Origin of the sequence: Microbacterium sp. bgisy207, assembly GCF_965345035.1 — a bacterium.
Taxonomy (GTDB): domain Bacteria; phylum Actinomycetota; class Actinomycetes; order Actinomycetales; family Microbacteriaceae; genus Microbacterium.
The window spans coordinates 21,818-48,338 of record NZ_CBDRMG010000006.1; the positions used below are offsets into that span (position 1 = coordinate 21,818).

The following is a 26,521-nucleotide window of genomic DNA, read 5'->3' on the forward strand; positions in this document are numbered from 1 at the left end:
TCTATTCCCCACCGTCGCCCATCGACGGTTCGGTGCCCGGCAGCGGCCCGTCGACCTCGGCGAACATCGCGAGCATGTCGCGGACGAGCTGGTGCGGAGCTGTCTCGCACGGACTGTGCCCTGTCTCGTACACGGCGACCTGCGCCCCGATGCGCTGGGCGTAGGCGACGTACTGCTCGGTCGGCCAGAGATCATGCGCGCCGGTGGCCACGAGCGTGGGCACCGATGCCGCGCGCACGGCGTCGGCGACATCCGGCATCCGCATCATGAGGCCCACGATGTCATCGACACTCTCGCGCCTGGTCAGAGCGAACCGCTCACGGACGAACGCGATTCGCTGGGGCGGCACCCGGTTCAGGTTGTTCCGGATGCCCCAGAGCATGAGTGAGGCACCACTTCGAGGCCCGGCCAGGCTGCTGAAGCGGCCGATCCGCTTGACCCCCCGGAAGACCTGGCCTGTCGCGGGAGGAGTGGACAGCAGGGTGAGGCTGGCGAACAGCTCGGGGCGACGCGAGAGCACGAGCTGCGAGACGAGTCCCGCGAATGAGTAGCCGAGCACATGCGCGGGTGCGGGTCCACTCTCGATCACCGCGGTGAGGTCGTCGATGAACAGTGGGTAGTCGTACCGCGCCCGCGGCGGACGGAGATTCTCGGGGCCGGCGTCGCGCGATTCGTACTGGCCCGCAAGATCGTACGCCTCGACACCGTATCCCGCCGCCGCCAGCAGCGGCAGCATCAGGGTGAAGTCCTCTTTGGATCCCGTCACGCCGGGAAAGAGCACAACCCGGCCCCGGGCACCGGTTCCGAGCGTCACGCGGGCCAGAGGGCCGCTCGGCGCCTCGAACTCGTCTCGCACGGTGCCCACCGGGAACACGCGCCAGTCCAGATCAGGAATCGCGGCGTCGCGTTCGCGAGCGTCATCGGTAAGCGTCATCGACGCCCGAGACTACTCCACGCGATCCGTTGCTGGCGGCATTCGGGCTACTCGAACAGCGCCGCACCGACATACGAACCCTCGCTCGGCGCCGGCGGAACCGCCCAGAGCCCCGACCCGATCGTCAGGAGGTACTCCATCATGAGGTCTGTCGCAACCGACCTCTGCACGGTGACGAACCGCTCGGGTGAGCGCACATAGGCCAGGAAGAACAGACCGGCGTCGAGCCTGCCGAGCGCCGTGTTCCCATCGACGTAGTTGTAGCCCCGGCGCAGCATCCGAATCCCGTCGTTGGCGTCGGGATGCGCGCGCGCCACGTGGGATGCGGGATCGATCGCGGGGATGCCGGATCCCGACACGGCGGTGAAGTCAGGAGGGGTGAACTCCTCTCCGCCACTCAAGGGGGCGCCGCTGCCCTTCGTGCGGCCGGTGATCTGCTCCTGCTCGGCCAAGCGGACCCGGTCCCACGTCTCGATCTTCATCGCGATCTTGCGGGCCACCAGATACGAGCCGCCGGCCAGCCATGCGGGACCGTCCTCGGTCGAGACCCACACGTGCTCGGCGAGGCCGTGCTCGTCGGTGGCGAGGAGGTTGGCGGTGCCGTCCTTGAACCCGAAGAGGTTTCGCGGGGTCTGCTGCTGCGCAGAGGTGCGGGATGTGCGGCCGAAGCCGAGTTGCGGCCAGCGCAAGCGCGCCCGACCGAACGCGATGCGACTGAGGTTGCGCACCGCGTGCACGGCGACCTGCGGGTCATCCGCACACGCCTGAATGCAGAGGTCTCCCCCGCTGTGGTCGGGGTCGAGGTCGTCACCCAGGAACGGCGGCAACGTCGCGAGTGCGGCGGGCGCCCGGTCGGCGAGCCCGAAACGATCGCTGCCGTCGGCCGCGCGGAACAGGGTGGGGCCGAACCCGAAGGTGATGGTGAGGTTGCTCGCGGGCAACCCGAGCGCCTCGCCGGTGTCATCCGGCGGCGCTTCGGGGGAGCCACCCACCGCCCCCGACGCACTCACCTCGAGGCCGAGCATCATCCGCGAGGCGGCGTAGCTCCAGTCCTGGAGCAGCTCGACGAGCTCTTCACGACTGGTCGTGTCCATGATGTCGAAGGCCGCGAAATGCAGATGGTCCTGCACGGGGGTCGTGATACCCGCCTGGTGCTCCCCGAAGAAGGGCTGCGTGTCGGCGCGGGGCGCCGCCGAGCCGTCCGAGGCGCGCCCGACCAGGGCGGCTCCGCCGACGCCGACCGCCACCCCCGCCGCGCCGGCGCCCAGCGCCAGGCCGAGCAGGCCGCGCCTACTCAGCCCCGCGGTGGCGTGCTGCTGCGATGCCGGATCGGTCATTCTCACTCCAGAACGGTCACTGTCAGCTGGGACAGCGGCTCTGCGAGGGCGTTGATCTGGTCCGACAGCGCACGCTTGTCCGCCTCGGTCAGCGCGCCGTACGCAACGAATCCGTCGCTGAGCGACCCGAATGCCGCCAGTTCCGCGTCCAACCGAGCGTAGCCGTCGTCGATCTGGGAGACGAGCTCCTGGCCGTCCGGACCGCTCGCGACCGCGAAGTCGCGCACGAGCGAGAAGGCCATCTTCGAACCCTCGACGTTGGCTGCGAAGTCGTACAGGTCCGTTCCCGACCACCAGTCCTCTTCGCCGCTGATCTTGCCGGTCGCGACCTCGTCGAGCAGCGCGATGGCACCGTTGGAGATGCCCGCGATGCCCTGCGATTCGAGCGTGTCGACGAACTCCTGGCCGTGCACGTAGTCGTAGAGCTCTTGCACGTCGGCGATGAGCAGGTCGCCGAAGTCGGCCCGCTGCTCGGGGGTGGACGGCGCCCAATCCTGCCAGGCCGGCGTCACGCCGTCGGAGTTGAGGGCATCGGATGCCGGGACCCACAGGTCCTTCTCGATGCGGTGGAAGCCCGTCCAGTCCAGTCCGTCGGCGACGGCGTCGACCTCGCGGAAGTCGATGCGCGGGTCGAGGTCGCCCAGCGCTTCGGCAACCGGTTCGATGCGCTCGTAGTACGCGCGCACCTGCGGGAACATCGCCCGGGCGGTCTCGTCGTCCCCCGCGACGTAGGCGGCGACGAACTCATCGACCGCGGGGACGAGCTGACCGACCTGGTCCTTGACGAACGCCGCGTACAGGTCGACGGCCTGCTGCTTGAGCTCGGCGTCGTCGCCATCCACCTCGACGGCCTCGCCCGTGACGGCGAAGGCGGCGCGGCCGACGCCCTCACCGACCATGCCCGGCTTGCACAGCGTGAAGTACTCCCCCGGTTGAGCGAGCACCGTCAGGGTGCGCGAGGCTCCCGGTGCAACGTTCTCGACCTCGCCGACGATGCGCAGCCCATCGCTGGCGAGCAGGTAGAACTCGGTGGTCTGCGATCCGGTGTTGGTCACCTCGAAGGTGAGGGTTCCGCTCGGCGCCGTCGGCGACGAGATCTCGCAGGCGTCATCGCTGGAGGTGACGGCGAGGGCACCGTCGCCCGACTGCTCGGAACGCGCGACGCAGCCGGCGAGGACGAGAGCCCCGGCGGCGGTCGCCGCGACGAAAGCGAGACTGCGCGAGAAAGTGGTCATTGTTCTCCTTGGTGTGCGAGGGGAGGGATCGTGCCGTGGGGCTCGAGAGCGGCATCCGCCGGCGCCGTGTTCGGGGCGGCCCGCGGAGGCGACGTCGGCGAAGCCCGGCGTGCACGAGTCACGAACACGGCGCCCACGATCGCGAGATACAGGACCCACGCGACCACTTGCAGCCAGCTCATGATCGGGGTGAAGCCGATCGTCGCCTGCAGGACCGCAGCGAGGGGGGTCCCCGGGCCGATGACGTGCGACAGGTCGAAAGCCCACCCGAAGGGGAAACCCGCCCAGCCGACCGCGACGGCGCCGCCGACCACCGGCGCGGCAGCCGTGAACGGACCGGGCAGCACGCCGGCCTCCTGCAGGTCATGCACCGCATAGGCGAGCACACCGGCAGCGACCACGATGAGGAACGCGCCGGTCCACGTGAAGAACACCCGCAGATTCATGCGCACGGCGCCGCGAGCGACCAGCCAGCCGAGAAGCGCAGCGAACAGGATGCCGAGCACGGCGCCCAGCAAAGACGCTGGCGCATCGCCGAAGGACTGCACCATCGACCACAACAGGAGCGTCGTCTCGACGCCTTCGCGCGCCACCGAGACGAAGCCGAGCACGACGACACCCCACAAGCCGCCCGCGGCGATCGCCCGATCGACGTTGGTCCGCAGTCCGCTCGCGAGCGTGCGGGCATGAGACTGCATCCAGAAGACCATCCAGGTCACCATCGCGACAGCCAGCAGCGACAACACGCCGCCGATGATCTCCTGGGCCTCGAAAGTGAGGGCGTAGGCGCCGAACGTGAAGAAGGCGCCCAGTCCGACCGCGAGCGCGATCGCCGCGAACACGCCCACCCACAGCCTGGGCAGCACGTCGCGCCGGCCCAGCTGCGTGAGATACGCGACGAGGATGCCGACCACGAGCGCCGCTTCGAGTCCTTCGCGCAGGCCGATGAGGAAGGTGGCGAACACGGCGGGCTCCGGCGAGACGTTGTGGGATGAAGATCGGTAAGGCTTACCTAATTACGGAGACTACTCGCGTCGGTGGTTCGCCGGCAACTCACGCGTGAGTGCCCCGGGCCGCCACCGACCAGACAACGACGAAGGGCCGCCCCACACCGTGGGACGACCCTTCGCGAAAGCGATATACGCGGGCGCTGCTTTATCGGCGCAGACCCAGGCGCTCGATCAGCTTGCGGTAGCGCTCGATGTCGATGTCCTGGAGGTAGCCGAGCAGACGACGGCGCTGACCGACGAGCAGGAACAGGCCACGACGCGAGTGGTGGTCGTGCTTATGCTCCTTGAGGTGCTCGGTAAGGTCCTTGATGCGCTGCGTCATGAGCGCGACCTGCACCTCGGGGGATCCGGTGTCACCGGGGTGCGTTGCGTACTCTTCGATGATCGCCTTCTTGGTCTCTGCTTCCAGTGCCATAGAACGATCCCCTCTCTCCTCGTTGCGCGGCGCCCGTCACCTGCTGTGCGAGCTCTCTTCATCCGCGGCCGATCGAACGGCAACCGAACAAGACTACCAGGGCTGGGATACCACGGCCACCCGCGACGGTAGGCTCTCCCCCGTGCGCCACACCGTCCACGTCAAACCGGGCAGTCGGAAAGGACCGCTGGTCATCGACGGCGACGGGACCTTGACCGTCTTCCTGCGCGAACGTGCGGTCGAGGGTGCCGCCAACGACGGCCTCGTCCGCGTGTTGGCGGAGCACTTCGGCGTCGCGTCCAGCCGGATCACGATCGTGCGGGGACACGCGGCGCGCGTCAAGCTCGTCGAGATCGACGCATGAGCGCACGCTCCGCGCGCGACGAACTGCTCGATCTGCGCCCCTTCCGCGCCAGCCCCGCGTTCGCCCGGCTCTGGATCGGCACAACGCTCGCGGGACTGGGCGGGCAACTGACCATCGTCGCCGTGATGTTGCACGTCTACGACCTCACCGCGAGCACGTTCGCTGTGTCGATGATCGCCGTCGTCGGGCTTGTGCCCATGGTCGTCGCAGGCCTCTACGGCGGCATGCTCGCCGATGCCTTCGACCGACGACTGGTCGCCCTCATCGCTGCGACCGTGACGTTCGCCTCCACGGCGCTGCTGGCCGCGCTTGCCTGGGCGCAGATGGAGACCGTCTGGTCGCTCTATGCCCTCAGCATCGTCAACTCCGCCGCGAACTCGGTCGTGCTCGCCACCCGGTCGGCGATCGTGCCGCGCCTGCTTCCCCGGCACCTGCTCCCCGCCGCTGCCGCGCTGCAGGGCATCACGGTGGGCATCATGGTCATGGCAGGCCCCGCACTGGCGGGGGTCCTCGTCGCGACTGTCGGGTACGCCTGGACGTACTCGGTCGATGTCGTGCTGATGACATCGCTGTTCCTGGGGCTGTGGACCCTTCCCCGCATCGTGCCCGAGGGCGCAATCGTGCGGCCCGGGCTGGAGTCGCTCAAGGACGGCGTGGCGTTCCTGCGACGGGCCGGGAACATCCGGCTGCAGTACATCCTGGACATCACCGCGATGACCTTCGGGCAGCCCTTGGCGCTTTTTCCCGCGATCGGAGCGGTGCTGCTCGGGGGTGGCCCGATCACGACCGGCATCCTGACCGCAGCCTTCGCAGCGGGGGCGTTCCTCTCGAGCCTGTTCTCGGGCCGCATCGGGCGATACCGCGCGCACGGCCTCGGGATCGAGCGTGCGATCCTCGTGTACGGCGCGGCGATCGTGCTGTTCGGCGCCGTCCTGCTGGCCGCCGCGCTCGGGATCGGAACACCGACAGATCTCGGCGAGACCTCGCCGAACCTCCTGCTGATCTCGATCGCGGTTCTCGTGCTGGCCGTTGCCGGCGGCGCCGACAACGTCAGCGCAATCTACCGCTCGACGATGATGCAGTCGGCAGTTCCCGACAGCATCCGGGGCAGGCTGCAGGGGATCTTCATCGTGGTCGTCGCGGGCGGGCCGCGTGTCGGCGCGCTCTACGCCGGGACGCTTGCGACCTTCACCACACTCTGGTTCCCGCCGCTGCTGGGCGGGCTGCTCATCCTCGCGATCGTCACGACGCTCGTACGACTGAGCCCCGGATTCCGCGCGTACGACGCCGACAATCCGGTTCCCTAGCAGGCAGTCCGAAAACAACAGCGGGACGGATGCCGCTGGCATCCGTCCCGCTGGGCGAGGCCTCAGTCGGCCTGCAGCGCACCCTGAAGGTCGAGCTCGATCGTCACGTCCTTGCCGACCAGGACCCCACCGGTCTCGAGGGCGGCGTTCCAGGTGAGGCCGAAGTCTTCGCGGTTGATGACGGTCTTGGCCGTTGCACCCGCCTTGTAGTTGCCCCACGGGTCGTTGCCGAAGCCACCGAACTCGACGGCGAACGTCACCGGCTTCGTGATGCCGCGGATGGTGAGGTCGCCGTCGACGAAGAAGTCGCCGTCCTCGACACGGACGCCGGTGGACACGAAGTCCATCGTCGGGTACTGCTCGGCGTCGAAGAAGTCAGCGGAACGGAGGTGGTTGTCACGTCCCTCATCCTTCGTGTCGACGGAGGCGACGTCGACCGATGCGGTCACGGTCGTCTCGAGCGGGTTCGCGGGAGTCACGAACGTCGCGCTCTTGACGCCGAAGGTGCCGCGCACCTTCGAGATCATCATGTGTCGAACGGTGAAGTGGACCTCGCTGTGCGACGCGTCCAACTGCCACGTACCCACGCGGTAGCCGGGGATCTCGACGGTCAGGGAATCGGTCATTGTCTCTCCTCGGAGCTATGTCGGAGTCGCCACACGGCGACATGACCCCCAACAGACGACCCCCTGACTCTATTCCCGTGAATGCGAATGTTCTCCTGTCTGTCACCGTCCCGTCACCGTGATGCGCGTGCAGACGACGGCGGCGGGTACCGAAGCACCCGCCGCCGTCGTGGTCGTTCTGCGCGAACGAGCGCCTCAGCCCACGGAGATCAGGTCGATGATGAAGATCAGCGTCTTTCCGCCGAGGAAGTGGCCACCTGCCGGACCGTATGCCAGATGCGGCGGGATGACCAGCTCGCGGCGTCCCCCCTCGCGCATGCCGGGGATGCCGTCCTGCCAGCCCTGGATCAGGCCGCGCAGGGGGAACTGGATGCTCTCACCGCGGTTCCACGACGAGTCGAACTCCTCGCCGGAGTCATACTCGACACCGACATAGTGCACGGTGACGCTGTCGCCCGGCTTCGCCTCCGCGCCCTCACCGACGATCAGGTCACGGATGACGAGGTCGGCGGGAGCAGGTCCCTGGGGCGCGTCGATGTCGGGCTTGGTGCGGTCATCAGTCATGCCCACCATCCCACCAGAGGCAGTCGCGACGCGCAATGCGACTCGCCCTTCCCCTCGAGCACGGGAGTGAGACCGAGCTCGCCCCACGGGTCGAGCGAGAGGTTACGAACTCCTGACGCCCGGGCTTTCGCCGGGTGCACGCGGGATCCGGGTGCCTATAGTGGGGCCCGTGGTGCGTCTGATGCTGGTCGAGGACGACCGGACCATGCGCGAAACCGTCGCCGCATACCTGACCCGCGCCGGCCATGAGGTGATCTCCGTCGGTGACGGGGCAGAAGCCGTCACGCGGTTCGCCGAGTCGCCCGTCGATCTCGTGCTGCTGGACCTGATGCTCCCGGGCATGAGCGGACTCGAGGTGACCCGGCGGCTCCGGGCCGTTCAGCGTGATCTGCCCCTGATCATGGTGACGGCCCGGGCTCAGGAGCACGAGAGAGTGCAGGGTCTGCTGGCAGGCGCCGACGACTACATCACGAAGCCCTACAGTCTGCGGGAGCTCGACCTGCGCATCCGATCGCTGCTGCGCCGGATCACCGCCGCAGGTCCCGAGCACCCCGACACGCTCGTCGACGGAGACCTGCGCGTCGAGGTCGCGGCCGGCCGGGCACTGCAAGACGGCGAACCGCTCTCCCTGACGGGGCGGGAATTCGATCTGCTGGTCTGGTTCTTGCAGCACCCGGCGGTGATCCACAGCCGGGAAGACCTCATCCGGGAAGTCTGGCGCTGGAACGTGGGCGATCCATCCACCGTGACGGTGCACGTGAGACGACTACGGGAGAAGATCGAGGTCGACCCCTCGCGGCCGACGCGGCTGGCGACGGTGTTCGGCAAGGGGTACCGCTGGGATCCGAGCGGGTCGACAGAGGCCGGATCATGACCCCCGACGAGAACGCCGTCGTCCTCTCGATCCTCACGACAGCGGGGGTGGGACTGGCCGGCACGGCGATCGTGGCCGCCCTCCCGCGGTCCAAGCCCATCGTCGCGGCCATCGCCGCGCCGTTCGTCGTCGTCGCCTCGCTCGGCGCGGGTGTTGCGGTGGCGACCCGGCAGATGCTGATCGACGACCACACGTCCCAGACGCTGCTCGTCGTCCTCGCCGCGTGCGCCCCGCTCGCACTGCTGGTGGGACTCGTGCTGGCCCGCCGAGCCCGGGCCGTCGAACGAGAGGCCGCCGCCGAACGCGCAGACCGGCAGCGCGCCCGCGAGGTCGAGGACTCACGACGCGAGACGATCCGCTGGCTCTCCCACGATCTGCGCACGCCCCTTGCCGGCATCCGCGCGTTGGCCGAGTCGGCGGCCGACGAGACCTCCCCCGACGACCCGCCCGCCCGCATTGTCCGCGAAGTCGACCGGCTCGACGCGATGGTCGACGACATCGTGGAGCTGTCGCGATTGCACACCGAACGCCGACGCGACATCACTGCCGCGTCGCTCGATGACCTCGTGTCGGATGCTGTCGCGTCGGTCTCCCCGCTCGCCGCGGCGGAAGGGGTCCGGATCGAGGCGAGGGCGCTGGGTGGTGACGTCATCGATGTCGAGGTGCGCGAGGTGACCCGTGCCGTCACGAACATCATCCGCAACGCCGTGCAGCACACCCCTGCGGGCGGGAGTGTGACGCTCACGACCGTCCGCGACGGAGACGACGCCGTGGTCTCGGTCACGGACGGATGCGGAGGCATCCCCGCCGACGATCTGCCCCACCTCCTCGAGCCAGGCTGGCGCGGCGACTCCGCTCGATCGGAACGGGGCATGGGCCTCGGGCTCGCAATCGTCGACGAGGTCGCGCGGGCGCACGGTGGTCGCGTGACGATCGAGGGCACCGCGCCGGCACCGGGCTGCACCGTCAGCCTGCGCCTGCCTGCGGCCACCGACCACTGACGGCTCGCACGTGTGGCACCGCGCGAGCCGGGAACTTCTTACGGTCCCATGACGAGTCGCCGCCTCCGCTGGAGCGACGGCGCACCCTCGCGTTGACTGATGCCGACAGACGATCTTTCGACCGAGCACCGGAGTCATCATGCGCCACTCATCCGTCACCGCCACCCTCGTCCTCATCGCAGGACTCGGCCTCACCGCGTGCGCCACGCCGGCCTCCACGGGCGCGGGCGCGACGCCGACACCGACTCATCTGGCCGAGGAGATGACCGAGGAGATGGCCACGAGCGAGCCGATGGACGATATGTCAGTCGACGCGATGGCAGCGGGCGCCTACCTCTCGCTCGAGGAGTACCAGAACCAGATGGCGGAGCGGGCCGACACGACGGTCGTGTACTTCTTCCACGCGGACTGGTGCCCGAGCTGCCGCGCAACCGACGAATCGTTGACCACCGCGGGGATCCCGGATGGCCTCACCGTCGTGAAGGTCGACTACGACACCGCCAACGATCTCAAACGCGAGTACGGGATCACCCAGCAGCACACGTTCGTCCAGGTCGATCGCGACGGGACACAGCTGGCCAAGTGGACCGGATCGGTGACCGGCGAGGACATCAAGGCGCAGGCGATCCAGGGATGATCACCGCCCTGGCAGGAGCGCTGCTGGCGGGGGCGTTGACGACACTGGCACCCTGCTCGCTCACCCTCCTGCCGATCATCGTCGGCGGCTCATTGCAGGGTGCATCGAATCGAGACGCGACCCGCCGCGCGGTCGTCATCACGCTGTCTCTGGGCGCGAGTGTCACGGCGTTCACGCTGCTTCTGCGGGCCACGACCGCGCTCATCGACATCCCCACGCAGGTGTGGCAGGTCGCCAGCGGCATCCTGCTCATCGTCCTGGGGCTGTTCTCGGTCTTTCCCGGCGCGTGGGATCGGATCACGCTCCGGACCGGACTGACCGGAGCATCGGCGCGGAACCTGGATGCGGCACACCGGCGCGGCGGCACCGTGGGCGCGATCCTCACCGGCGCCGCGCTCGGCCCCGTCTTCACCTCGTGCAGTCCGCTGTTCGCGTACGTGATCGTGACGGTGCTGCCCGCCGAGCCCGGCCGTGGTCTCGCTCTGCTTGCCGCCTATGTCGTCGGCCTCATGGCGGTTCTGCTCGTGATCGCGCTGGCCGGCCAGCGCGCCGTGCGCAGGATGCGGTGGGCGGCCGACCCGCATGGGTGGTTCCGCCGCGGGTTGGGCATCCTGTTCATCGTCATCGGCATCCTGATCGCCACCGGGGTGATGCAAGACATCGAGGCCTGGATCCTCACCTCCTCACCGATCGCGCCGTGGGAGATCGGCTCGGACATCGGACGGTGATCCCCGGTGCGGTCTCCCTCGCCGAGGGGTCTTGACAGGGCACGCAGGCAGAGAGAAGCTGTTATAGATCTACTCAGCGCCCGGATAGGACTCGCAGGCATCGCCGCGGCACCGGGCGCTGAGTCTTTGTCCGGCCGAGGACGGCTGTCGACGCTAGCGTGGATGAATGCGCTTCGCCCACGTCTCTTTTCCCGGGTCGGCCTCCCTTCAGCTCGTCACCGTGGACGATGGCGGTGCGGCCGTCGTCTCCGAGCTGTTCGACGGTGCCCCGGCAACACTCAACGACCTCATCGACGGCGGTGCGGAGATGCTCGAGCGGGTGAGGCTCGCCGCGGCCGACGCCGCGCGCGTCCCGCTGTCGGGCGCGGTGTTCGGGCCCGCCGTCCCCCAGCCTCCCGTGATCCTCGCGGTGGGTCTGAACTACGCAGCACACTCCAGCGAACTCGGCTTGAAGACCGACACTGCTCCGACAGTCTTCGTCCTCTGGCCGGGTTCTCTCGCGGGCCACGACGGAACGACGCGCTGGCCTAGGACACTCAGCGAGGCGGTGGACTACGAGGCGGAGCTGGGTGTGATCATCGGGCGACCCGCGAAAGACGTCACACCCGAGAATGCCCTCGATCACGTCTGGGGCTACACCGTCGTCAACGACATCACCGCCCGCGACATCCAGTTCGCCGAGGCGCAGTGGTCGCGGTGCAAGTCCTTCGACGGCTTCACTCCCGTGGGCCCGGTCGTCGTCACCGCTGACGAGATCACCGACCCGCAGGATCTCCACATATGGACGGTGCTGGACGGGCACACGCTGCAGGATGCATCCACGAGCCAGATGGTCCGCCCCGTCGCGACCCTGATCGCGCACCTTTCGGCATCAGCGACCTTGCTCCCGGGGACGTTGATCTCGACCGGCAGCCCCGGCGGCGCCGGCTATTCCCGCGACCCGCAGGTGTTCCTGCGTGATCGGTCGACCGTGACGGTGGGCGTAGAGGGCATCGGAGAACTGAGAACGCACTGCCGGATCATCGACTGATCCGGCAGTGCGTTCGGGCGGCTCGCGAACTCAGCCGCAGGTGATGGTGACCCCGTTCACCTCGTGCACGCCGGTGCCGAGCTCGGAGCACACGGCCAGCGCCGAGCCGAGCGAGCTGAACACGGCGATCGCGATGATGATCCCGATCACCATGAAGACGATCGAGAGGATGATCGCCCACAACGCGGGACCGTTCTTCGCTCCAGCCTTGCGGCTCTGGACCAGGGCGACGATCCCGAGGATGAGCCCGAGGAGCTGGAAGAAGAAGGCGAGGATGAGGGCGACGATGCCGAGCGTCTTGCCGGGCACGGCCGCGGTCGGAGCTCCTGCGGGCGCCTGCGGCGCAGGCTGGTAGGCGGATGAATCGGACATGGGCGACTCCTTGCGTCCATTGCGGGTGACGTTGGCCGCACATCATTGAGCGACTTTTCCGCAATCTAGCGGCATTTTCCCAGCTACCGCAATCTGCTTCCGTCGCGCTACAGATCGGTGTCGCCCGTGGGAGCGTTCTCGAAGCCCACGATGGGGATCGCGGCGGTGACGGCCTCGATCCCGGACAAGCGGGCCGGGGACAACTGCTTGTCTACCTCGGCCCGGGACATCAGACCTCCTTCGACGACGAGATCGGCGATGTTGCGCCCCGACGCCAGCGCCGACTTCGCGAGGGCGGCCGCCGCGGCGTAGCCGATGAACGGGGTCAGCGCCGTCACCACACCCACCGAGGCCCCGACGGTGGCAGCCAGTCGCTCGTGGTTGGCGGTGATCCCGTCGACGCAGTTGACACGCAGCGTGCGCATGGCGCGCCGCATCCACGTGATGGACTGGAAGATCGAGTGAGCGATGATCGGCTCGAAAGCGTTCAGCTGCAATTGCCCGCCCTCCACCGCCATCGTGACCGTGAGGTCAGCACCGGCGACCGCGAACGCCACCTGGTTGACCACCTCCGGGATGACGGGGTTCACCTTGCCGGGCATGATGCTCGATCCCGCCTGCCGGGGCGGCAGCGAAATCTCGCCGAGTCCGGCCTGCGGGCCCGAGGAAAGCAGACGAAGATCATTGGAGATCTTCGAGAGCTTGATCGCGTTGCGCTTGAGCGAGGCCGAGAACGACATGAACGCTCCGGTGTCGCTGGTCGACTCGACGAGGTCGGATGCGGTCTCCAGATCCAGCCCCGTGATGTGACGGAGGTGCCGGAGAACCGCGGCCGCGTAATCGGGGTGCGCGGTGATGCCCGTGCCGATGGCCGTCGCCCCGAGGTTCACCTCGAACAGCAGATGGGCGTTCTCTGTGAGCCGCTGATAGTCCTGACCCAGGGTGGTCGCGAAACCGTGGAACTCTTGCCCGAGAGTCATCGGAACGGCATCCTGCAACTGGGTGCGACCGACCTTGAGAACGTCGTGGAACTCGACAGCCTTGCGCAGGAACGATGTGCGCAGCATGTCGAGCTCTTCGAGGAGCGTCTTCAGGTCGAGGCTCAGTCCGATCTTGATGGCCGTGGGATAGACATCGTTGGTCGACTGGCTGCGGTTGGTGTCGTCGATGGGTGAGAGGAACGCGTAATCGCCGCGTGGGCGCCCGGCAAGCTCGAGAGCGATGTTGGTGATGACCTCGTTGGCGTTCATGTTCGTCGAGGTGCCCGCACCGCCTTGGACGACACCGACAACGAACTGGTCGTGGAACTCGCCGTCGATCACGAGCTGCGCCGCCCGGTCGATGAGCGTTGCCTTCTCGGGATCCAGCACCCCGATCTCGGCGTTGGCTCGAGCGGCAGCCTGCTTGACCATCGCGAGCCCCCGCACGAGGTCTGCATAGACCGAGATGGGGCGCTGTGAGATCGGGAAGTTCTCGAGCGCTCGGGCGGTGTGGATGCCCCAGTAGGCATCCGCGGGAATCTCCATCGAGCCGAGGGAGTCGGTCTCCGTGCGCGTGTGACCGGGCGTGTGGTGCGTCATTGTTCCTGCCGTTCAGGAGCGCTTGCGCGAGAATGCCTCGAGCCGCTCTTGGGGGGTGAGTGCCGCCATCCGTTCGACCCACTCCTCAGAGAAGTAGTCGCCGGTGTCGGCATCGACGACCGGCACGACCGCGTGCGTGATCGTCGTCTCGTACACGTGCACGAGGTGGAAGGACTGGCCGGCGTCCATGCCGTTGACCTCCCGCGGGGGCCGTGCGAGGTTCATGGTGTAACAGGTGGCTGCCGAGACCGAGACCGGGATCCCCGCGAAGGTCGCGCTCGTCGAGTAGTGCAGGTGGCCGGCGAGGATGCCGCGGACATCCGACCCCTCGAGGGCGTCGGCGAGCCGCTGCTGGTCGCGCAGCTCGAGGATGTCGAAAAACGGCAGGTGAGACGGAATCGGCGGATGGTGCATCGCCAGGAGCGTACCCAGCGGCGCGGGCACGGCGAGTTCCTCCCGCAGCCACGCCAGCTGTCCCTCGTCGAGGTCGCCGTGGTTCCAGCCGGGAACCGACGTGTCGAGAGCGATGAGCCTCAATCCATCGAGGTCCCAGACCCCCGTGACCGGATCCTGCGTCGGTTCGGTGTCCAGGAGCTGCGCACGCAGCGCCGGCCGCTCGTCGTGGTTGCCGGCGACCCAGACCAGGGGCGTGGACAGCTCGTCGGCCAGCGGCTCGAGGGCTGCGCGCAGCTCGCGGTAGGCCCCGGGCTCTCCCTGATCGGTGAGGTCGCCGGTCACGACGATCGCGTCCGGGCGGATGCCCAAGCCCCGCACCTTCTCCAGGGTCCGGTGGAGGTTCGCGGCCGTGTCGAACCGGCCCGAGAGCGGCCTGTTCGCGTCGAGGAAGTGAGTGTCGCTCAGATGCACGATCGTGCGAAGCGCAGGCGGGTACTGACCAAAACGCACGGGAGCGGCAGCCATGTCGCCAGCATACGTCGCGCCGGTGACGCAGCCCCCTCGACTAGCGTGGGTCGGGTGACCTCCGTCCCCCCTTCGCCCCGCGCGCTGCGCCGCCCCAGCCTCCGCTCCCATCACGGCGACGTCTTCGACGACGCCTATGAGTGGCTTCGCGCGAAGGACGACGCCGACGTCCGCAGCCATCTCGCGGCAGAGAACGCCTTCACTGAGGCGCGTACCGCCCACCTTGCCCCGCTGCGGGAGCAGATCTTCGAGGAGATCCGCTCCCGCACTCGGGAGACCGACATGTCGGTTCCGGTCCGCCGGGGACAGTGGTGGTACTACACGCGGTCCGTCGAGGGACAGCAGTACGGCATCCACTGTCGCGCACCGTTGGCTGCACCCGACGACTGGGACCCTCCGGCCCTGTCCCCCGAGGTCGAGGTGCCGGGCGAGCAGATCCTGCTCGATGCGAACCAGGAAGCCGAGGGCCACGACTTCTTCGCGCTCGGGAGTTTCGAGGTCTCCACCGATGCCACCCGACTCTTGTATGCCGTCGACACCGTCGGCGACGAGCGCTACACCGTCCGCGTACGGGATCTGACCACCGGTCAGATGCTCCCCGACGAGATCCCGAACACGTTCTCGGGAGCCACCTTCTCCCCCGACGGGCGCCATATCGTGTACACCACCGTCGATGACGCGTGGCGGCCCGACACCGTCTGGCTGCACACGCTCGGGTCCCCCACATCCGAGGACCGGACGCTGTTCCACGAGGCCGATGAGCGCTACTGGGTGGGCGCCGGATTCACCCGCAGCGACAGGTATCTGGTCATCGAACTCGGCTCCTCGATCACGTCCGAAGAGTGGCTCCTGGACGCGGATGACCTCGTCGGGGAGCCCCGCGTCGTGTGGCCCCGGCGGGAGGGTGTGGAGTACTCCAGTTCCCACGCGGTCGTGAACGGCGAGGACGTGCTGTACGTCATCCACAACGACGGCGCTCGCGACTTCGAGCTCGTCCGGGTGCGTGCCGACGACCCGCAGGGCGCTCGCGACATCGTCATCCCCCACCGCCCGGGGCAACGGCTCCTGGGCATGTCGACATTCCGCGACTGGGCGGTGCTGGCCTATCGCCGGGAGGGACTCGCGCGGCTCGCCACGTTCGACTACGCGAGCGCGACAGTCACGGAGATCCGCTTCGACGAGGAGCTGTACGACGCCGGCACGGCGGGCAATCCCGAGTGGGCACCGCCCATGATCCGGATCGCGTTCGGATCCTTCGTCACGCCATCGACGGTGCTCGACCTGGTGGTCGCGACCGATGAGCGTCGCATCCGCAAGCAGCAACCGGTGCTCGGCGGGTACGACGCCTCGGACTACGGGCAGCGCCGGGTCTGGGCGCTTGCCGATGACGGCGTCCGCATACCCGTCTCGATCGTGTGGCGCCGCTCGTTCGGCGAGCCGGGCGAGCACCCTCGTCCCCTGCACCTGTACGGTTACGGCTCCTACGAGCACTCGATCGACCCCGGATTCTCGATCGCGCGCCTATCCGAGCTCGATCGCGGCGTGATCTTCGCCGTCGCACACGTCCGGGGCGGCGGTGAGATGGGTCGCGGCTGGTACGAGGACGGCAAGCTGCTGAACAAGCGCAACACGTTCACCGACTTCGTCGCCGTCGCCCGCCACCTCATCGACAGCGGGTACACGGATGCCGATCACCTGGTCGCCGAAGGCGGTAGCGCCGGCGGGCTCCTGATGGGCGCTGTCGCGAACATCGCTCCCGAGCTGTTCGCCGGCATCCTCGCGGTCGTGCCGTTCGTGGATGCGCTCACGACGATCCTCGACCCGTCGCTGCCGCTGACGGTCATCGAGTGGGACGAGTGGGGCAACCCCCTGCATGATGCCGATGTCTACGCCTACATGAAGGGCTACACGCCGTACGAGAACGTGCGCGATGGGGTGCGCTACCCACGCATCCTCGCCGTGACCTCGCTCAACGACACGCGGGTCTTGTACGTCGAGCCGGCCAAGTGGGTGGCCCGACTACGCGACGTGGGCGCCGATGCGCTGCTGAAGTGCGAGATGTCGGCGGGGCACGGAGGCGTCAGCGGCCGGTACAACTCCTGGCGCGAGCGGGCCTACGAACTCGCGTGGATCTTCGACGTCCTCGGCGTCGCCGACGCCTGACCTCCCGCGCAGCGAGGGCTGGGGGCGAACGGCACCTCAGCCGAAGAGTGCGGCTGCCTCTTCGTAGCGGTACAGGGGAACGGTGTTGAGTTCGCCGAGCGCCTCTTCGAACGAGACCCGAACGATATCCGTTCCGCGCATGGCGACCATCTGGCCCCATGCCCCGTCGACGAGCGCATCGGCGGCGTGCAGGCCCAGTCGGGTCGCCAGAACACGGTCGAACGCCGAGGGCGATCCGCCGCGTTGGATGTGACCGAGAACCGTCGCGCGCGTTTCGATTCCCGTGATGCGCTCGATCTCGGGGGCGATGAGCTCGCCGATCCCCCCGAGGCGCGGACGGTTGAACGCGTCGAGACCCTTGTGGCTGTGCGCTTCATCCATTCCGGTGAGCGTGAATCCCTCCGAGACCACGACAAGCGGTGCGCGGCCGCGGTCGTGCGCGCTGGTCACCTGCTGGCAGATCTCGTCGATCGACATCGGCACCTCGGGAATGCAGATGACGTGCGCACCGGCGGCGATACCGGCGTGCAGGGCGATCCACCCGACGTGGCGTCCCATGACCTCCGCGACCATGCAGCGCTGGTGCGAGTCGCCGGTGGTGCGAAGACGGTCCATCGCGTCCGTGGCGATGTTGACGGCGGTGTCGAAGCCGAACGAGTAATCGGTCGCGCGAAGGTCGTTGTCGATCGTCTTCGGGACGCCGAGCACCTTGATGCCGTCCTTCCAGAGCCGGTCGGCGGCGGCGAGAGTCCCCTCCCCGCCGATCGCGAGGATGCCGTCGATCCCCGCATCCTCCAGTGTGCGTGTGATGTTCTCGGCGCCGCCGCGGGGGCCCTCGTACGGGTTGGTGCGGCTCGTTCCGAGGATCGTCCCGCCGACCTTCGACAGACCCTTCACGTCGTGGCGCGAGAGCGGAAAGAAGTCACCGTCGACGACACCGCGCCATCCGTCGCGGATGCCGACGAAGTCAAGACCGTACGACGTCGTCCCCTTGAGGACCACGCCGCGGATGACCGCGTTCAGTCCGGGGCAATCGCCGCCGCTGGTGAGGATGCCGATTCTCATGTGCCGTCCCTGTTGGAGTGTCCGGATGCAAGGTGGCGACGTTGCCTCCACCGACACTAGCGTCCGTATCCCGTGCCAGCCATCCCCATGCCGCCGTGATTACCCGGCGACGAGGCGAGCTGCCGCGATACGGCCTACTCGGTGTCGCCGAGCGCCTGACGAAGCAGGTGCATGAGCGCGGCGAGCTGGACCGAGTCGCTCGAGCCCGGATCCACCGCCTCACCGTCGAGGGCACGCAACGCGAGACCCTGTTTGGTGTCGATCAGTTCGGCGATCTTCGTATCGATCGTGTGAGCTGCGATGATCCGCCACGCCGTGACCGGCTCGTCCTGCCCGATGCGGTGGACCCGATCGATTGCCTGCGTCTGCTCGGCTGCCGTCCAGCTGAGCTCCGCGAGCACGACGTTCGAGGCAGCCTGCAGGTTCAGGCCCACACCTGCCGCGGTGAGCGAGCAGACCGCGATCGCGACATCCGCGTCCGCGTTGAACGCGTCGATCGCCTGCTGGCGCGCGGCGGTGGTCTGCTCCCCGCGGATCGAGACCGTCCGTAGTCCTGCCTGCGCGAAGTGACGCTCGGCGGCATCCATGACATCGATGTGCTTGGCGAAGAAGACGACTTTGCCGACCGATCGCTGCAGCTGAGCCGCGTAGTCGGCGGCAACGGTCGCCTTGGCCTGGCCGATGCGGCGCACCATCGTGAAGACGTTCTCGGATCCCGCGCCCGCAGCCTTCGACTCCTCGAGTTCACCCTCCGCAACGAGCCGGACGATGTCGCCGTCGATCTCGCCGGGCGCGAGCCCGCGGTCACCGCGAGCGTCGATGATCCGGCGGTACTTCGCAGCCAGCCGAGCGCCGAGCTCACGCTCGGCCTGGCGGATGGAGCGGCCGTACTCGTCGTCGAGTTCGACGGGAAGGTCGGCGATGAGCTTGTCGGGCAGGTCTGCCGCGACATCCTTCTTCTTGCGCCGCACGATGCCCATCGAGATGACGGCAGAGCGGGCCTCAGGGTAGAACGCCTTGTCCGCCGGGGTGAGACCCGTCTCGTCGAGCTTGGCCATCAGCTCCGGGCCGGGCTTCTCACCGGTCGTCCAGCCGAGGAAGCGCCAGATCGCGTCGAAGTCCTCGACATCGTTGATCAGCGGAGTTCCGGTGAGTGCCAGCAAGAGCGGGTCGCGCACCTGCTCCCGGATCCGACCGGCCAACGCAAGCACGTTCTGGGAGCGCTGCGACGTGAGGTTCTTGATGAAGTGGGCCTCGTCGACGACCATGCCCTTCAGGCCGATCGAGCCGAGCCACGACAGGTGTCGGTCAAGGATCTCGTAGTTGACGATGAAGACGTCGGCGAAAGCGTCAAGGTCCTCGCCGTCGCCCGAGATGACGGTCGCGCGACGCTGCGGCGTCCACCGCTCGACTTCGCGCGCCCAGTTCATCTTCACGACGTTGGGCACGACCGCCAGCAGCGGGTAGGCGCCGGCGACGGATGCCGCGAGCACCGACTGCGCGGTCTTTCCCAGGCCCGGCTCGTCGGCGAGGAGGAACGTGCGGTGGCCCTCACGCACGGACTCCAGGAAGCGGGACTGGTGCGGCATGATCTCGAGTCCCCGCGGCGAGAGCCTGTCGAACTCGGGAACCGGCGGCAGGTCCATCGATGCGGCAGCTCCGCCTGCACCGGTTTCGAACGCCTTGTACAGGGGACCCATCAGTTCCCAGCCGTCCAGGCGGCGCCGCGGCGTCTCCCGGGGAGCGCGCATCGTGAGGTCGGGGGCGAGGAACGGATGCGCCATCTGACGCGCCTCGATCGACGCGGGCACCACCTGTCGCTCCGCGAGCGCTGCGGGCACGACCTGCTGCGCGGGCGCCGGGGTGTCGGTGATGATCAGCTCGTCCGGAGGCAGCTCGGCACCGGACTCCAGCAACCAGTCACGGCGCATGCGGCGCGCGACCGGCGATGTCGCTTGATCGACCTCGAGCAGTTGGATGAGCGACGTATCCCGGGCGGCGGTCTTCGCCAGGATGGTCGCCACGCCGTCGAGTCGCTTGAGCAGCTCGACGCGAGCGGCATCCGTGATCGACGAGTCTGCCTTGACGCGCGCACGCTCCTCACGCACCAGGAACGCGATCACCTGGAACTTCACACGGTTGGTCGGCCCGAGTTTGCCGCGCTGGGCTTTGGCCTCGACCTCGCGCACCTTGCGGGCGAGGATCGGAATGATCGGGGCTTCGTCGTCGCGGCGCGCCGACGAGGACTTCTTGCGCCGCTGAGCGGCGGTTGCCGTGGCCGGCATGCTCCTCCTGAGCGTTCGTACATCTGTGACCGCCGCCCTGATGGCGGCGTATGAGCGTCTGGGACAGACGCGATCTCACTCGAACATCGACACCTGCGGCTCACAACAGCACGGGCACTCGCTTCGGCGAGCTGCGCGGTGTGACACGGCGTCCGCTCCATTCTAGCGCGAGTCGGAACCTCGCCAACGCGACGGGCCGTGGACGGCATCCGTGCGAGGTATCAGCTGCCGCTCACTGCCACAGCGTCGCGACGATATCCTCCGTATAACCGCTCGGTGCGAAGTCGACCCAGTGCGTGGCTACCCAGCCGCTGCCCTGCAGGTAATGGGTCTCACCGATGCGCACGATGTTGTCTTGCCGATCGATGGTCTGTTGCTCGATCCGGCACACCGTGCCGCCGGCAAGCGAATCGCAGGCCATTCCCGAGGCAGCGAAGGCCTCCCGCAGCGTGTCGGCCTCGGCTGCAGAGACCACGGAGACGTTCGTGACAAGACCCGGGGCCCCGGCCTCCCCCCAAGAGCAGCGGATCGTCGGAATACCGGATGCGAGGACCTCCAGTGCGTCGACGTTCTCGGTTGCGTAGATCGTGATGCCCGGGTCGTTCAAGGGCGGATTCGTCCGAGTCAGCTCATCGAGCATCGCCGGCGAGTAAAGGGCCTCGCACGACCCCGGCAGAGCGAAGTCCGCCGCGGCGGTCGGCGAGCTGGTCGGGGCGGATGTCGCACTCGGGCTCGACGCGCTGATCGACGCGGATGCTGTCGGTGTCGGTGTCTGGGCGGGAAGCGCATCGCACCCCGCGAGAACTGAGACGCCGACGACCAACATGGCGGCGGCGAGACCTCTCGACTGCATCCCTGCTCCTTGGACTCGGCGGCATGAGCGACGATACCCGGCCCCGGATGGCTCCGCTGTCCCCCGCGCCGCGCGATGCGTAGGCTGATGGCATGAGCCAGATCACCGAGGCGCAGCTTGCCGCCACGATCGACCACGCGATCCTCAAGCCCGAATTCACGCGGGACGACGTCGACGAACAGCTCGCGATCGCCCGCGAGTGGAACGTCTTCAGCGTGTGCGTACGCCCGTCCGACATCGCTCATGCCGTCGAGGTCCTCACCGATTCCGACGTGGCGGTGGGCACCGTGATCGGTTTTCCGCACGGCACCACCTCGACGGCCGCCAAGGTGGCAGAAACCCGCCAGGCCGCCCAGGACGGCGCGAGCGAGTTCGACATGGTGATCAACATCGGCGCGTTGCGTTCGGGCTTCGATGACGTCGTGCGTGACGACATCCGCGCCGTCGTCGCCGCTGCCGACGGCGCCGTGACCAAGGTGATCCTGGAGGTTTCGCTGCTCAACGACGAGCAGATCGAGCGAGGCTCACGGCTTGCCGAAGAGGCGGGCGCGACCTTCGTCAAGACCTCGACGGGCTTCGCCGGCGGCGGCGCGACGGTCGACACCGTGCGTCTGATGCGACGCTCCGTGGGTCCGCAGACGCAGGTCAAGGCATCCGGCGGGGTGCGCAGCCTGCAGGACGCGCTCGCGATGCTCGAGGCCGGTGCGACGCGGCTGGGAACCAGCGGCAGCGCAACCATCCTCGGCGAGCTCCGCGCGATCGAGGCGGGCGAGTCTGCCAGCGGCGCAGTCGACGAGTCGTCCTACTGATCAGTCGGGCGGCTGATCCCGCCCGAGGACTTCTCGCGTGCGTTCGACGTCATCGGCGATCTGCGCGACCAACGCGTCGACCCCCGCGAAGGCACCCATACCGCGGATCCGCTCGACGAAGCGGACTTCGACATGATGCCCGTAGAGGTCCAGATCGGTCTCGTCGAGCACGTAGGCCTCGACCTGTCGAGCCGAGACATCATCGAAAGTGGGATTCGTTCCGATACTGATCGCGGCCGGGTAGCGGGTTCCGGGGCGCAGGCCGCCGGCATCCGCCTCGTCCACGAGCCACCCCGCGTACACGCCGTCCGCCGGGACGAATCCCTCGAGGTCGTGACTGAGGTTCGCCGTCGGATACCCGATCTCTCGGCCCCGCTTGAGCCCGTGCACGACCTCTCCGACGACGGCGTGGTCGCGGCCGAGCAGCTTGCGCGCATCGCCCACGTGACCCGCGCTCAGCAGTTCGCGGATCCAGGTCGAGGAGACACGGCGACCGCCGTCGGCGGCCCGGACGTCATCGACGATGTCGACGTCGAATCCGTGTGCCCTCCCGAAGGACCGGAGCGTGTCCGCGGTACCGGCGCCCCCTCGCCCGAAGCGGAAATCGGAGCCGACGAGCACTGCGCGTGCCGCAAGTGCGTCCATGAGGACCGCACGGGCGAACTCCTCCGCCGTCAGCGACGCGAGGTGCTCGTCGAAGCGCAACACCAGGACGGCGTCCACGCCGGTATCGGAAAGCAGCCGCACCTTCTGGTGGACGCCGATGAGGCTCTCGGGGCACTTGTCCGGAGCAAGGAGCGCGAGCGGATTACGGTCGAAGGTGACTGCGACGACCTTGGCGCCCAGGGATACCGCCTCCACCTGGGCACGGTCGATGACCGCACGGTGGCCGGAATGCACACCGTCGAACTTGCCGATGACCACGACGCACGGACCGAAGTCCGACGGTACTTCGGCAGGGTCACGGAACACGATCATGAGGGGGCGAGTACCTCGGTCGGGGTCGAGAAGCGTGCAGGCCGGTGCGCCCAGAGCCACCACAGCCCGAGGAAGGGAAGCACGAGCGGAACGAACAGGTAGCCGATGTACCCGTCCGGTCCCAGCCCGCCGAAGTAGGACCACACGGACGGATGACCGAAGATGTCGGGGATCAGGTAGCTGAGCGTCCCGACGACGAGCACGCCTGCCAGTTCGAACGAGATCGCTATCCACGCGATCAGGTACCAGCCGCGTCGGCCCGCGAAGATCAAGGCGAGCGTGGCGATGATGTAGACCACCGCGGCGAGCGCCGACAGGGTGTAGGCCACCGGCGCCTCGTCGAACTCGCGGACGATCTGCACGAACGAGCGGCCGGTCGCAGCAAGAGCCATGATCAGGTAGACGATCACGAGGACCCGTCCGATTCCGGTCATGCGGGGTCGCGAAGGCGTAGTCATGGCGGCATTCATCCTACGTGCCCGCAGGGCCGGATTCGCGCCTCCAGGCTGCTGTGGGCGGACGAGCTCACGCGATCTGGACCGTCCAGATGACCTGCATCCGCCACACCATGACGGCCACGGACAGCGCCGCTATCCCCATGATGACGGTGCTCCAGCGGCTTCGCTCCAGGAGCGCCCAGATCACGGCCGCCGGCGGCAGGAGCGCCGCCGAGACCAGGTACACCCAGAACTCGAGGACGCTCCCGGTCGGGATGTTGCCCACGAACGGCGCCACGATCGCGACGACGACCTGCGCGACCAGGAGCAGTTCGAGCAGCGCGAGCGCGCCGACCGTGTAATCGCTCGGGCGACGGCCGACGAGCCCGAGGATGACACACAGCAACCCGCCGAGGACGGCGACCGCCACTTGCACATAGGTGAACCACAGGGTCATGAGCCCTCCGCCATGTTCATCGTGCTCTTGAGGTCATCGCCACGCCGCTCGAGGATGCCGACCAGCCGTCCGCCCGGGTCGATGGCCGCCCGTCCAGACGCCAGCCGGCCCGCGGCACCGAGGATTCGTTTTCCGTGTCGGAGGTCGCGCGCCTCGTCCTCGGTCACGGCAACAGGCCCGAGCACGGCGCTCGCGACAGCGGCCGCAGACAGCAGCCTGCCCGGATCCAAATCCTCGAGCCCGACGGCTTCGGTCACCGAGAAGGGGCCGATGCGCGTGCGCCGCAACGCCGTGAGGTGACCACCGACCTCGAGCGCGGCGCCCAGGTCGCGGGCGAGCGCCCGCACGTAGGTGCCGCTCGAGCAGTCGACGACGACATCGAGATCGATCACGGGTCGCTCGCCACCGGTTCCCTCCACGAGACGACGAGGAGAACGCGCCTGGAAACGCGACACCGTCACGGTGCGGGCAGCCAGGGCCACCTGCTCTCCGGAGCGCACGCGGTCATACGCTCGACGTCCGTCGACCTTGATCGCTGACACGGTACTCGGAACCTGCTCGATCGTGCCGGTGAGGGCGGCGATACCGGCCGCGATGTCGGCATCCGTGACTCCCTGGACGGGGACGGATGCCGTGACGGCGCCGTCCGCGTCGTCGGTGTCGGTCGACTCCCCCAGCCGGATCGTCGCCTCGTAGGTCTTGTCGAGACCGACCACGAATGTCAGCAGTCGCGTCGCGGCGCCGACACCGAGCACAAGCAGACCCGTCGCCATCGGATCGAGCGTGCCCGCGTGGCCGACCTTGCGGGTGCCCATCGCGCGGCGGGCGCGGGCGACGACGTCATGGCTGGTCATTCCACCGGGCTTGTCGACGAGCAGGATGCCGCTCGGATCGGTCATCGGACCACCTTCGGGTTCACGAGGTCGGCGGTGTCGACGACATCGGGTGCGCCGACCGGCTCCCGCACCAGCGTCACGGGAGGGGTGGCGGGCAGACACATGGATCCAGCCTATTCGGCCACCCCGTCCTCCTCCGCCTCCGGCTTCGCAGACCTGTCTGACCCCTGCGCGAGGCGGATCCGACGCAGCGCGGCCGGGGCGACCGAACCAAAATAGGCTGGGGCCGTGCATCCGTTCGCGACCGACCTCAACCGGTGGTTTCGAGAGAATGCGAGAGATCTCCCGTGGCGGGCCCCCGGCGTGGGGGCGTGGGCCATCCTCGTGAGCGAGTTCATGCTCCAGCAGACGCCGGTGAGTCGTGTGATCCCCCACCTGACGGCCTGGCTGGACCGCTGGCCGACTCCCGCCGCCCTCGCCGCGGCCTCACCAGCGGACGCCGTCACCCAGTGGGCGAACCTGGGGTATCCCCGCCGCGCGCTCTGGCTGCACCGCGCCGCAGAGGAGATCACCGAGCGCCACGACGGGGTGGTACCCCGTGACGTCGACCAGCTGTTGGCGCTGACCGGCATCGGGGACTACACGGCGCGGGCGGTGGCGGTGTTCGCCTACGGTGATCGGCATCCCGTCGTCGACACCAACACTCGCCGGGTGCTTGCCCGTGTCGTCGACGGATGCTCCCAGCCCGGCTCGCCCTCTCGGCGAGACCTCGAGGCGATGGCCGCGCTGCTGCCCGAGGATCATGCGGATGCCGCGCTGTTCAACGCGGCGGCGATGGAGTTGGGCGCGACGGTGTGCACGGCACGGCGGCCTCGCTGCGACGCGTGCCCCGTCGCATCCCGATGCGCGTGGCGCGAAGCCGGCTATCCGGACACCGGCGACAGTCGTCGCCGCCAAGCGAGATACGAGGGAAGCGACCGCCAGGTGCGCGGAGTGGTCCTCAAGGCGCTCCGCGACGCCGCGCCCTCCGCTGTGCCTGTTGACTCGCTTGCGGCGCAGTGGCCTGACCGGGTCCAGCGCGATCGTGCGATCGACTCGCTCGTCTCCGACGGTCTCATCGAGCTCGAGGATGACGTCGCCACTCTGCCGCGAGGCCGAAGGTCCCTATCCGAGGGCGTCCAGACCCATCTAGCGTCGACACCGTGAAGACGATCGTGGTCTACGAGTCGATGTTCGGGAACACGCGGGACATCGCCCGCGCCGTCGCCGAGGGACTGGCCGAGTGGTCGGATGTCTCGATCACGGATGTCGACGGCGCGCACAACGCCGTGCCGGAGGATGCCGCACTGGTCGTCGCGGGCGGCCCGACACACGCCTTCTCGATGACGCGCGAAGCGACCCGCCAGGACGCGGTCTCGCGCGGGGCAGTGGCGGCGACCACGCGAGGTCTGCGCGACTGGCTCGAGAACGTCACCGTCTCGAGACGTGTGCCCCTTGCCACGTTCGACACCCACGCCAAGCAGCGGTGGATCCCCGGCTCGGCGAGCAAGGCCGCGGCGAAGGAAGGGCGCTCGCGCGGCTTCGCACCGGTCGCATCCATCAGTTTCTTCGTGAGCGACGTCCAGGGTCCGCTCGTGGCCGGCGAACTGGAGCGCGCACGCCACTGGGGACGCTCCCTCCGGTCGAGGGTGCGTGCCTGAGGA

28 protein-coding genes are annotated in these 26,521 nt (G+C 68.3%); 11 read left to right on the forward strand and 17 right to left on the reverse strand.

From position 1 onward, the window contains the following. Nucleotide 1: 1 nt before the first annotated feature. From ACSGC5_RS06950 to rpsO, 5 genes are all read right to left on the reverse strand, one after another. Nucleotides 2-934 (reverse strand): alpha/beta fold hydrolase, encoded by a 933-nt coding sequence (locus tag ACSGC5_RS06950; protein WP_434969923.1) that lies wholly within the window; start codon nucleotides 932-934, stop codon nucleotides 2-4. A 47-nt stretch (nucleotides 935-981) separates the two neighbouring features. Then, on the reverse strand, nucleotides 982-2,271 hold the full coding sequence (efeB, locus tag ACSGC5_RS06955; protein ID WP_434970090.1) for an iron uptake transporter deferrochelatase/peroxidase subunit: 1,290 nt from the start codon (nucleotides 2,269-2,271) through the stop codon (nucleotides 982-984). Nucleotides 2,272-2,273: 2 nt separating this feature from the next. Continuing rightward, nucleotides 2,274-3,506 (reverse strand): iron uptake system protein EfeO, encoded by a 1,233-nt coding sequence (gene efeO, locus ACSGC5_RS06960; RefSeq protein WP_434969924.1) that lies wholly within the window; start codon nucleotides 3,504-3,506, stop codon nucleotides 2,274-2,276. Then, nucleotides 3,503-4,471: an iron uptake transporter permease EfeU gene (gene efeU, locus ACSGC5_RS06965; protein ID WP_434969925.1), complete on the reverse strand. Its 969-nt coding sequence runs from the start codon at nucleotides 4,469-4,471 to the stop codon at nucleotides 3,503-3,505. The genes efeO and efeU overlap by 4 nt, the downstream gene beginning before the upstream one ends. A gap of 190 nt (nucleotides 4,472-4,661) precedes the next feature. After that, the gene (gene rpsO / locus ACSGC5_RS06970) at nucleotides 4,662-4,931 is read right to left on the reverse strand and encodes a 30S ribosomal protein S15 (protein ID WP_228177722.1); all 270 of its coding nucleotides are present in this window, start codon (nucleotides 4,929-4,931) and stop codon (nucleotides 4,662-4,664) included. Nucleotides 4,932-5,073: 142 nt separating this feature from the next. On the opposite strand from rpsO, the gene ACSGC5_RS06975 reads away from it, so the two are divergent. Together ACSGC5_RS06975 and ACSGC5_RS06980 are read left to right on the forward strand one after the other, a co-directional pair. After that, on the forward strand, nucleotides 5,074-5,295 hold the full coding sequence (locus tag ACSGC5_RS06975) for a DUF167 domain-containing protein (RefSeq protein ID WP_434969926.1): 222 nt from the start codon (nucleotides 5,074-5,076) through the stop codon (nucleotides 5,293-5,295). After that, on the forward strand, nucleotides 5,292-6,602 hold the full coding sequence (locus ACSGC5_RS06980) for an MFS transporter (RefSeq protein ID WP_434969927.1): 1,311 nt from the start codon (nucleotides 5,292-5,294) through the stop codon (nucleotides 6,600-6,602). Before ACSGC5_RS06975 ends, ACSGC5_RS06980 begins: the two co-directional genes overlap by 4 nt. 62 nt (nucleotides 6,603-6,664) lie before the next feature. Here the strand turns inward: ACSGC5_RS06980 and ACSGC5_RS06985 are convergent, their stop codons facing one another. Together ACSGC5_RS06985 and ACSGC5_RS06990 are read right to left on the reverse strand one after the other, a co-directional pair. After that, entirely contained in the window at nucleotides 6,665-7,228 is a 564-nt protein-coding gene (locus ACSGC5_RS06985; RefSeq protein WP_434969928.1) for a YceI family protein, read from the reverse strand. 195 nt (nucleotides 7,229-7,423) lie between these two features. Continuing rightward, nucleotides 7,424-7,792, reverse strand: coding sequence for an FKBP-type peptidyl-prolyl cis-trans isomerase (locus ACSGC5_RS06990; protein WP_434969929.1), 369 nt, complete (start codon nucleotides 7,790-7,792; stop codon nucleotides 7,424-7,426). A gap of 169 nt (nucleotides 7,793-7,961) precedes the next feature. Here ACSGC5_RS06990 and ACSGC5_RS06995 point away from each other — a divergent pair, with 169 nt between their 5' ends. The 5 genes from ACSGC5_RS06995 to ACSGC5_RS07015 all read left to right on the forward strand — a co-directional run bounded on the left by ACSGC5_RS06995 (nucleotide 7,962) and on the right by ACSGC5_RS07015 (nucleotide 12,062). After that, complete coding sequence (locus ACSGC5_RS06995; protein ID WP_434969930.1) at nucleotides 7,962-8,666, forward strand: response regulator transcription factor; 705 nt, start codon at nucleotides 7,962-7,964, stop codon at nucleotides 8,664-8,666. Further along, the gene (locus ACSGC5_RS07000; protein ID WP_434969931.1) at nucleotides 8,663-9,667 is read left to right on the forward strand and encodes a sensor histidine kinase; all 1,005 of its coding nucleotides are present in this window, start codon (nucleotides 8,663-8,665) and stop codon (nucleotides 9,665-9,667) included. The genes ACSGC5_RS06995 and ACSGC5_RS07000 overlap by 4 nt, the downstream gene beginning before the upstream one ends. A gap of 139 nt (nucleotides 9,668-9,806) precedes the next feature. Then, nucleotides 9,807-10,304 carry a thioredoxin family protein gene (locus ACSGC5_RS07005; RefSeq protein ID WP_434969932.1) on the forward strand — a complete coding sequence of 166 codons (498 nt, stop codon included), beginning with the start codon at nucleotides 9,807-9,809 and terminating at the stop codon, nucleotides 10,302-10,304. Then, entirely contained in the window at nucleotides 10,301-11,032 is a 732-nt protein-coding gene (locus tag ACSGC5_RS07010; RefSeq protein WP_434969933.1) for a cytochrome c biogenesis CcdA family protein, read from the forward strand. Before ACSGC5_RS07005 ends, ACSGC5_RS07010 begins: the two co-directional genes overlap by 4 nt. A 166-nt stretch (nucleotides 11,033-11,198) precedes the next feature. Continuing rightward, complete coding sequence (locus ACSGC5_RS07015; RefSeq protein ID WP_434969934.1) at nucleotides 11,199-12,062, forward strand: fumarylacetoacetate hydrolase family protein; 864 nt, start codon at nucleotides 11,199-11,201, stop codon at nucleotides 12,060-12,062. Between the two features lie 30 nt (nucleotides 12,063-12,092). Here ACSGC5_RS07015 and ACSGC5_RS07020 read toward each other — a convergent pair whose 3' ends face one another. The 3 genes from ACSGC5_RS07020 to ACSGC5_RS07030 form a co-directional block, all read right to left on the reverse strand. Further along, on the reverse strand, nucleotides 12,093-12,434 hold the full coding sequence (locus ACSGC5_RS07020) for a DUF4190 domain-containing protein (RefSeq protein WP_434969935.1): 342 nt from the start codon (nucleotides 12,432-12,434) through the stop codon (nucleotides 12,093-12,095). 107 nt (nucleotides 12,435-12,541) lie between these two features. Continuing rightward, nucleotides 12,542-14,014 carry an aspartate ammonia-lyase gene (locus tag ACSGC5_RS07025; protein WP_434969936.1) on the reverse strand — a complete coding sequence of 491 codons (1,473 nt, stop codon included), beginning with the start codon at nucleotides 14,012-14,014 and terminating at the stop codon, nucleotides 12,542-12,544. A 12-nt stretch (nucleotides 14,015-14,026) separates the two neighbouring features. Continuing rightward, nucleotides 14,027-14,935: a phosphodiesterase gene (locus tag ACSGC5_RS07030; protein WP_434969937.1), complete on the reverse strand. Its 909-nt coding sequence runs from the start codon at nucleotides 14,933-14,935 to the stop codon at nucleotides 14,027-14,029. Nucleotides 14,936-14,989: 54 nt separating this feature from the next. Here ACSGC5_RS07030 and ACSGC5_RS07035 point away from each other — a divergent pair, with 54 nt between their 5' ends. Continuing rightward, complete coding sequence (locus tag ACSGC5_RS07035; RefSeq protein ID WP_434969938.1) at nucleotides 14,990-17,098, forward strand: S9 family peptidase; 2,109 nt, start codon at nucleotides 14,990-14,992, stop codon at nucleotides 17,096-17,098. 36 nt (nucleotides 17,099-17,134) lie between these two features. On the opposite strand, the gene ACSGC5_RS07040 is transcribed toward ACSGC5_RS07035, so the two are convergent. The 3 genes from ACSGC5_RS07040 to ACSGC5_RS07050 all read right to left on the reverse strand — a co-directional run bounded on the left by ACSGC5_RS07040 (nucleotide 17,135) and on the right by ACSGC5_RS07050 (nucleotide 21,301). After that, nucleotides 17,135-18,163, reverse strand: a complete 1,029-nt coding sequence (locus tag ACSGC5_RS07040; RefSeq protein ID WP_434969939.1) for a 6-phosphofructokinase — start codon at nucleotides 18,161-18,163, stop codon at nucleotides 17,135-17,137. 134 nt (nucleotides 18,164-18,297) lie between these two features. Beyond that, nucleotides 18,298-20,448, reverse strand: coding sequence for a DEAD/DEAH box helicase (locus ACSGC5_RS07045; protein WP_434969940.1), 2,151 nt, complete (start codon nucleotides 20,446-20,448; stop codon nucleotides 18,298-18,300). 232 nt (nucleotides 20,449-20,680) lie between these two features. Beyond that, nucleotides 20,681-21,301, reverse strand: a complete 621-nt coding sequence (locus ACSGC5_RS07050) for a hypothetical protein (protein ID WP_434969941.1) — start codon at nucleotides 21,299-21,301, stop codon at nucleotides 20,681-20,683. Between the two features lie 92 nt (nucleotides 21,302-21,393). Here ACSGC5_RS07050 and deoC point away from each other — a divergent pair, with 92 nt between their 5' ends. Then, the gene (deoC, locus tag ACSGC5_RS07055) at nucleotides 21,394-22,110 is read left to right on the forward strand and encodes a deoxyribose-phosphate aldolase (RefSeq protein ID WP_434969942.1); all 717 of its coding nucleotides are present in this window, start codon (nucleotides 21,394-21,396) and stop codon (nucleotides 22,108-22,110) included. On the opposite strand, the gene ACSGC5_RS07060 is transcribed toward deoC, so the two are convergent. The 4 genes from ACSGC5_RS07060 to truB all read right to left on the reverse strand — a co-directional run bounded on the left by ACSGC5_RS07060 (nucleotide 22,111) and on the right by truB (nucleotide 24,881). Continuing rightward, on the reverse strand, nucleotides 22,111-23,088 hold the full coding sequence (locus ACSGC5_RS07060; RefSeq protein WP_434969943.1) for a bifunctional riboflavin kinase/FAD synthetase: 978 nt from the start codon (nucleotides 23,086-23,088) through the stop codon (nucleotides 22,111-22,113). Beyond that, a complete protein-coding gene (locus tag ACSGC5_RS07065; RefSeq protein WP_434969944.1) occupies nucleotides 23,085-23,546 on the reverse strand; it encodes a hypothetical protein in 462 nt (153 codons plus the stop codon). The genes ACSGC5_RS07060 and ACSGC5_RS07065 overlap by 4 nt, the downstream gene beginning before the upstream one ends. Nucleotides 23,547-23,613: 67 nt before the next feature. Then, entirely contained in the window at nucleotides 23,614-23,982 is a 369-nt protein-coding gene (locus ACSGC5_RS07070; RefSeq protein ID WP_434969945.1) for a hypothetical protein, read from the reverse strand. Next, a complete protein-coding gene (gene truB / locus ACSGC5_RS07075; RefSeq protein WP_434969946.1) occupies nucleotides 23,979-24,881 on the reverse strand; it encodes a tRNA pseudouridine(55) synthase TruB in 903 nt (300 codons plus the stop codon). Before truB ends, ACSGC5_RS07070 begins: the two co-directional genes overlap by 4 nt. A 225-nt stretch (nucleotides 24,882-25,106) precedes the next feature. Here truB and ACSGC5_RS07080 point away from each other — a divergent pair, with 225 nt between their 5' ends. Beyond that, complete coding sequence (locus tag ACSGC5_RS07080) at nucleotides 25,107-26,024, forward strand: A/G-specific adenine glycosylase (RefSeq protein ID WP_434969947.1); 918 nt, start codon at nucleotides 25,107-25,109, stop codon at nucleotides 26,022-26,024. Further along, on the forward strand, nucleotides 26,021-26,518 hold the full coding sequence (locus tag ACSGC5_RS07085; protein ID WP_434969948.1) for a flavodoxin family protein: 498 nt from the start codon (nucleotides 26,021-26,023) through the stop codon (nucleotides 26,516-26,518). Before ACSGC5_RS07080 ends, ACSGC5_RS07085 begins: the two co-directional genes overlap by 4 nt. Nucleotides 26,519-26,521 lie beyond the last annotated feature (3 nt).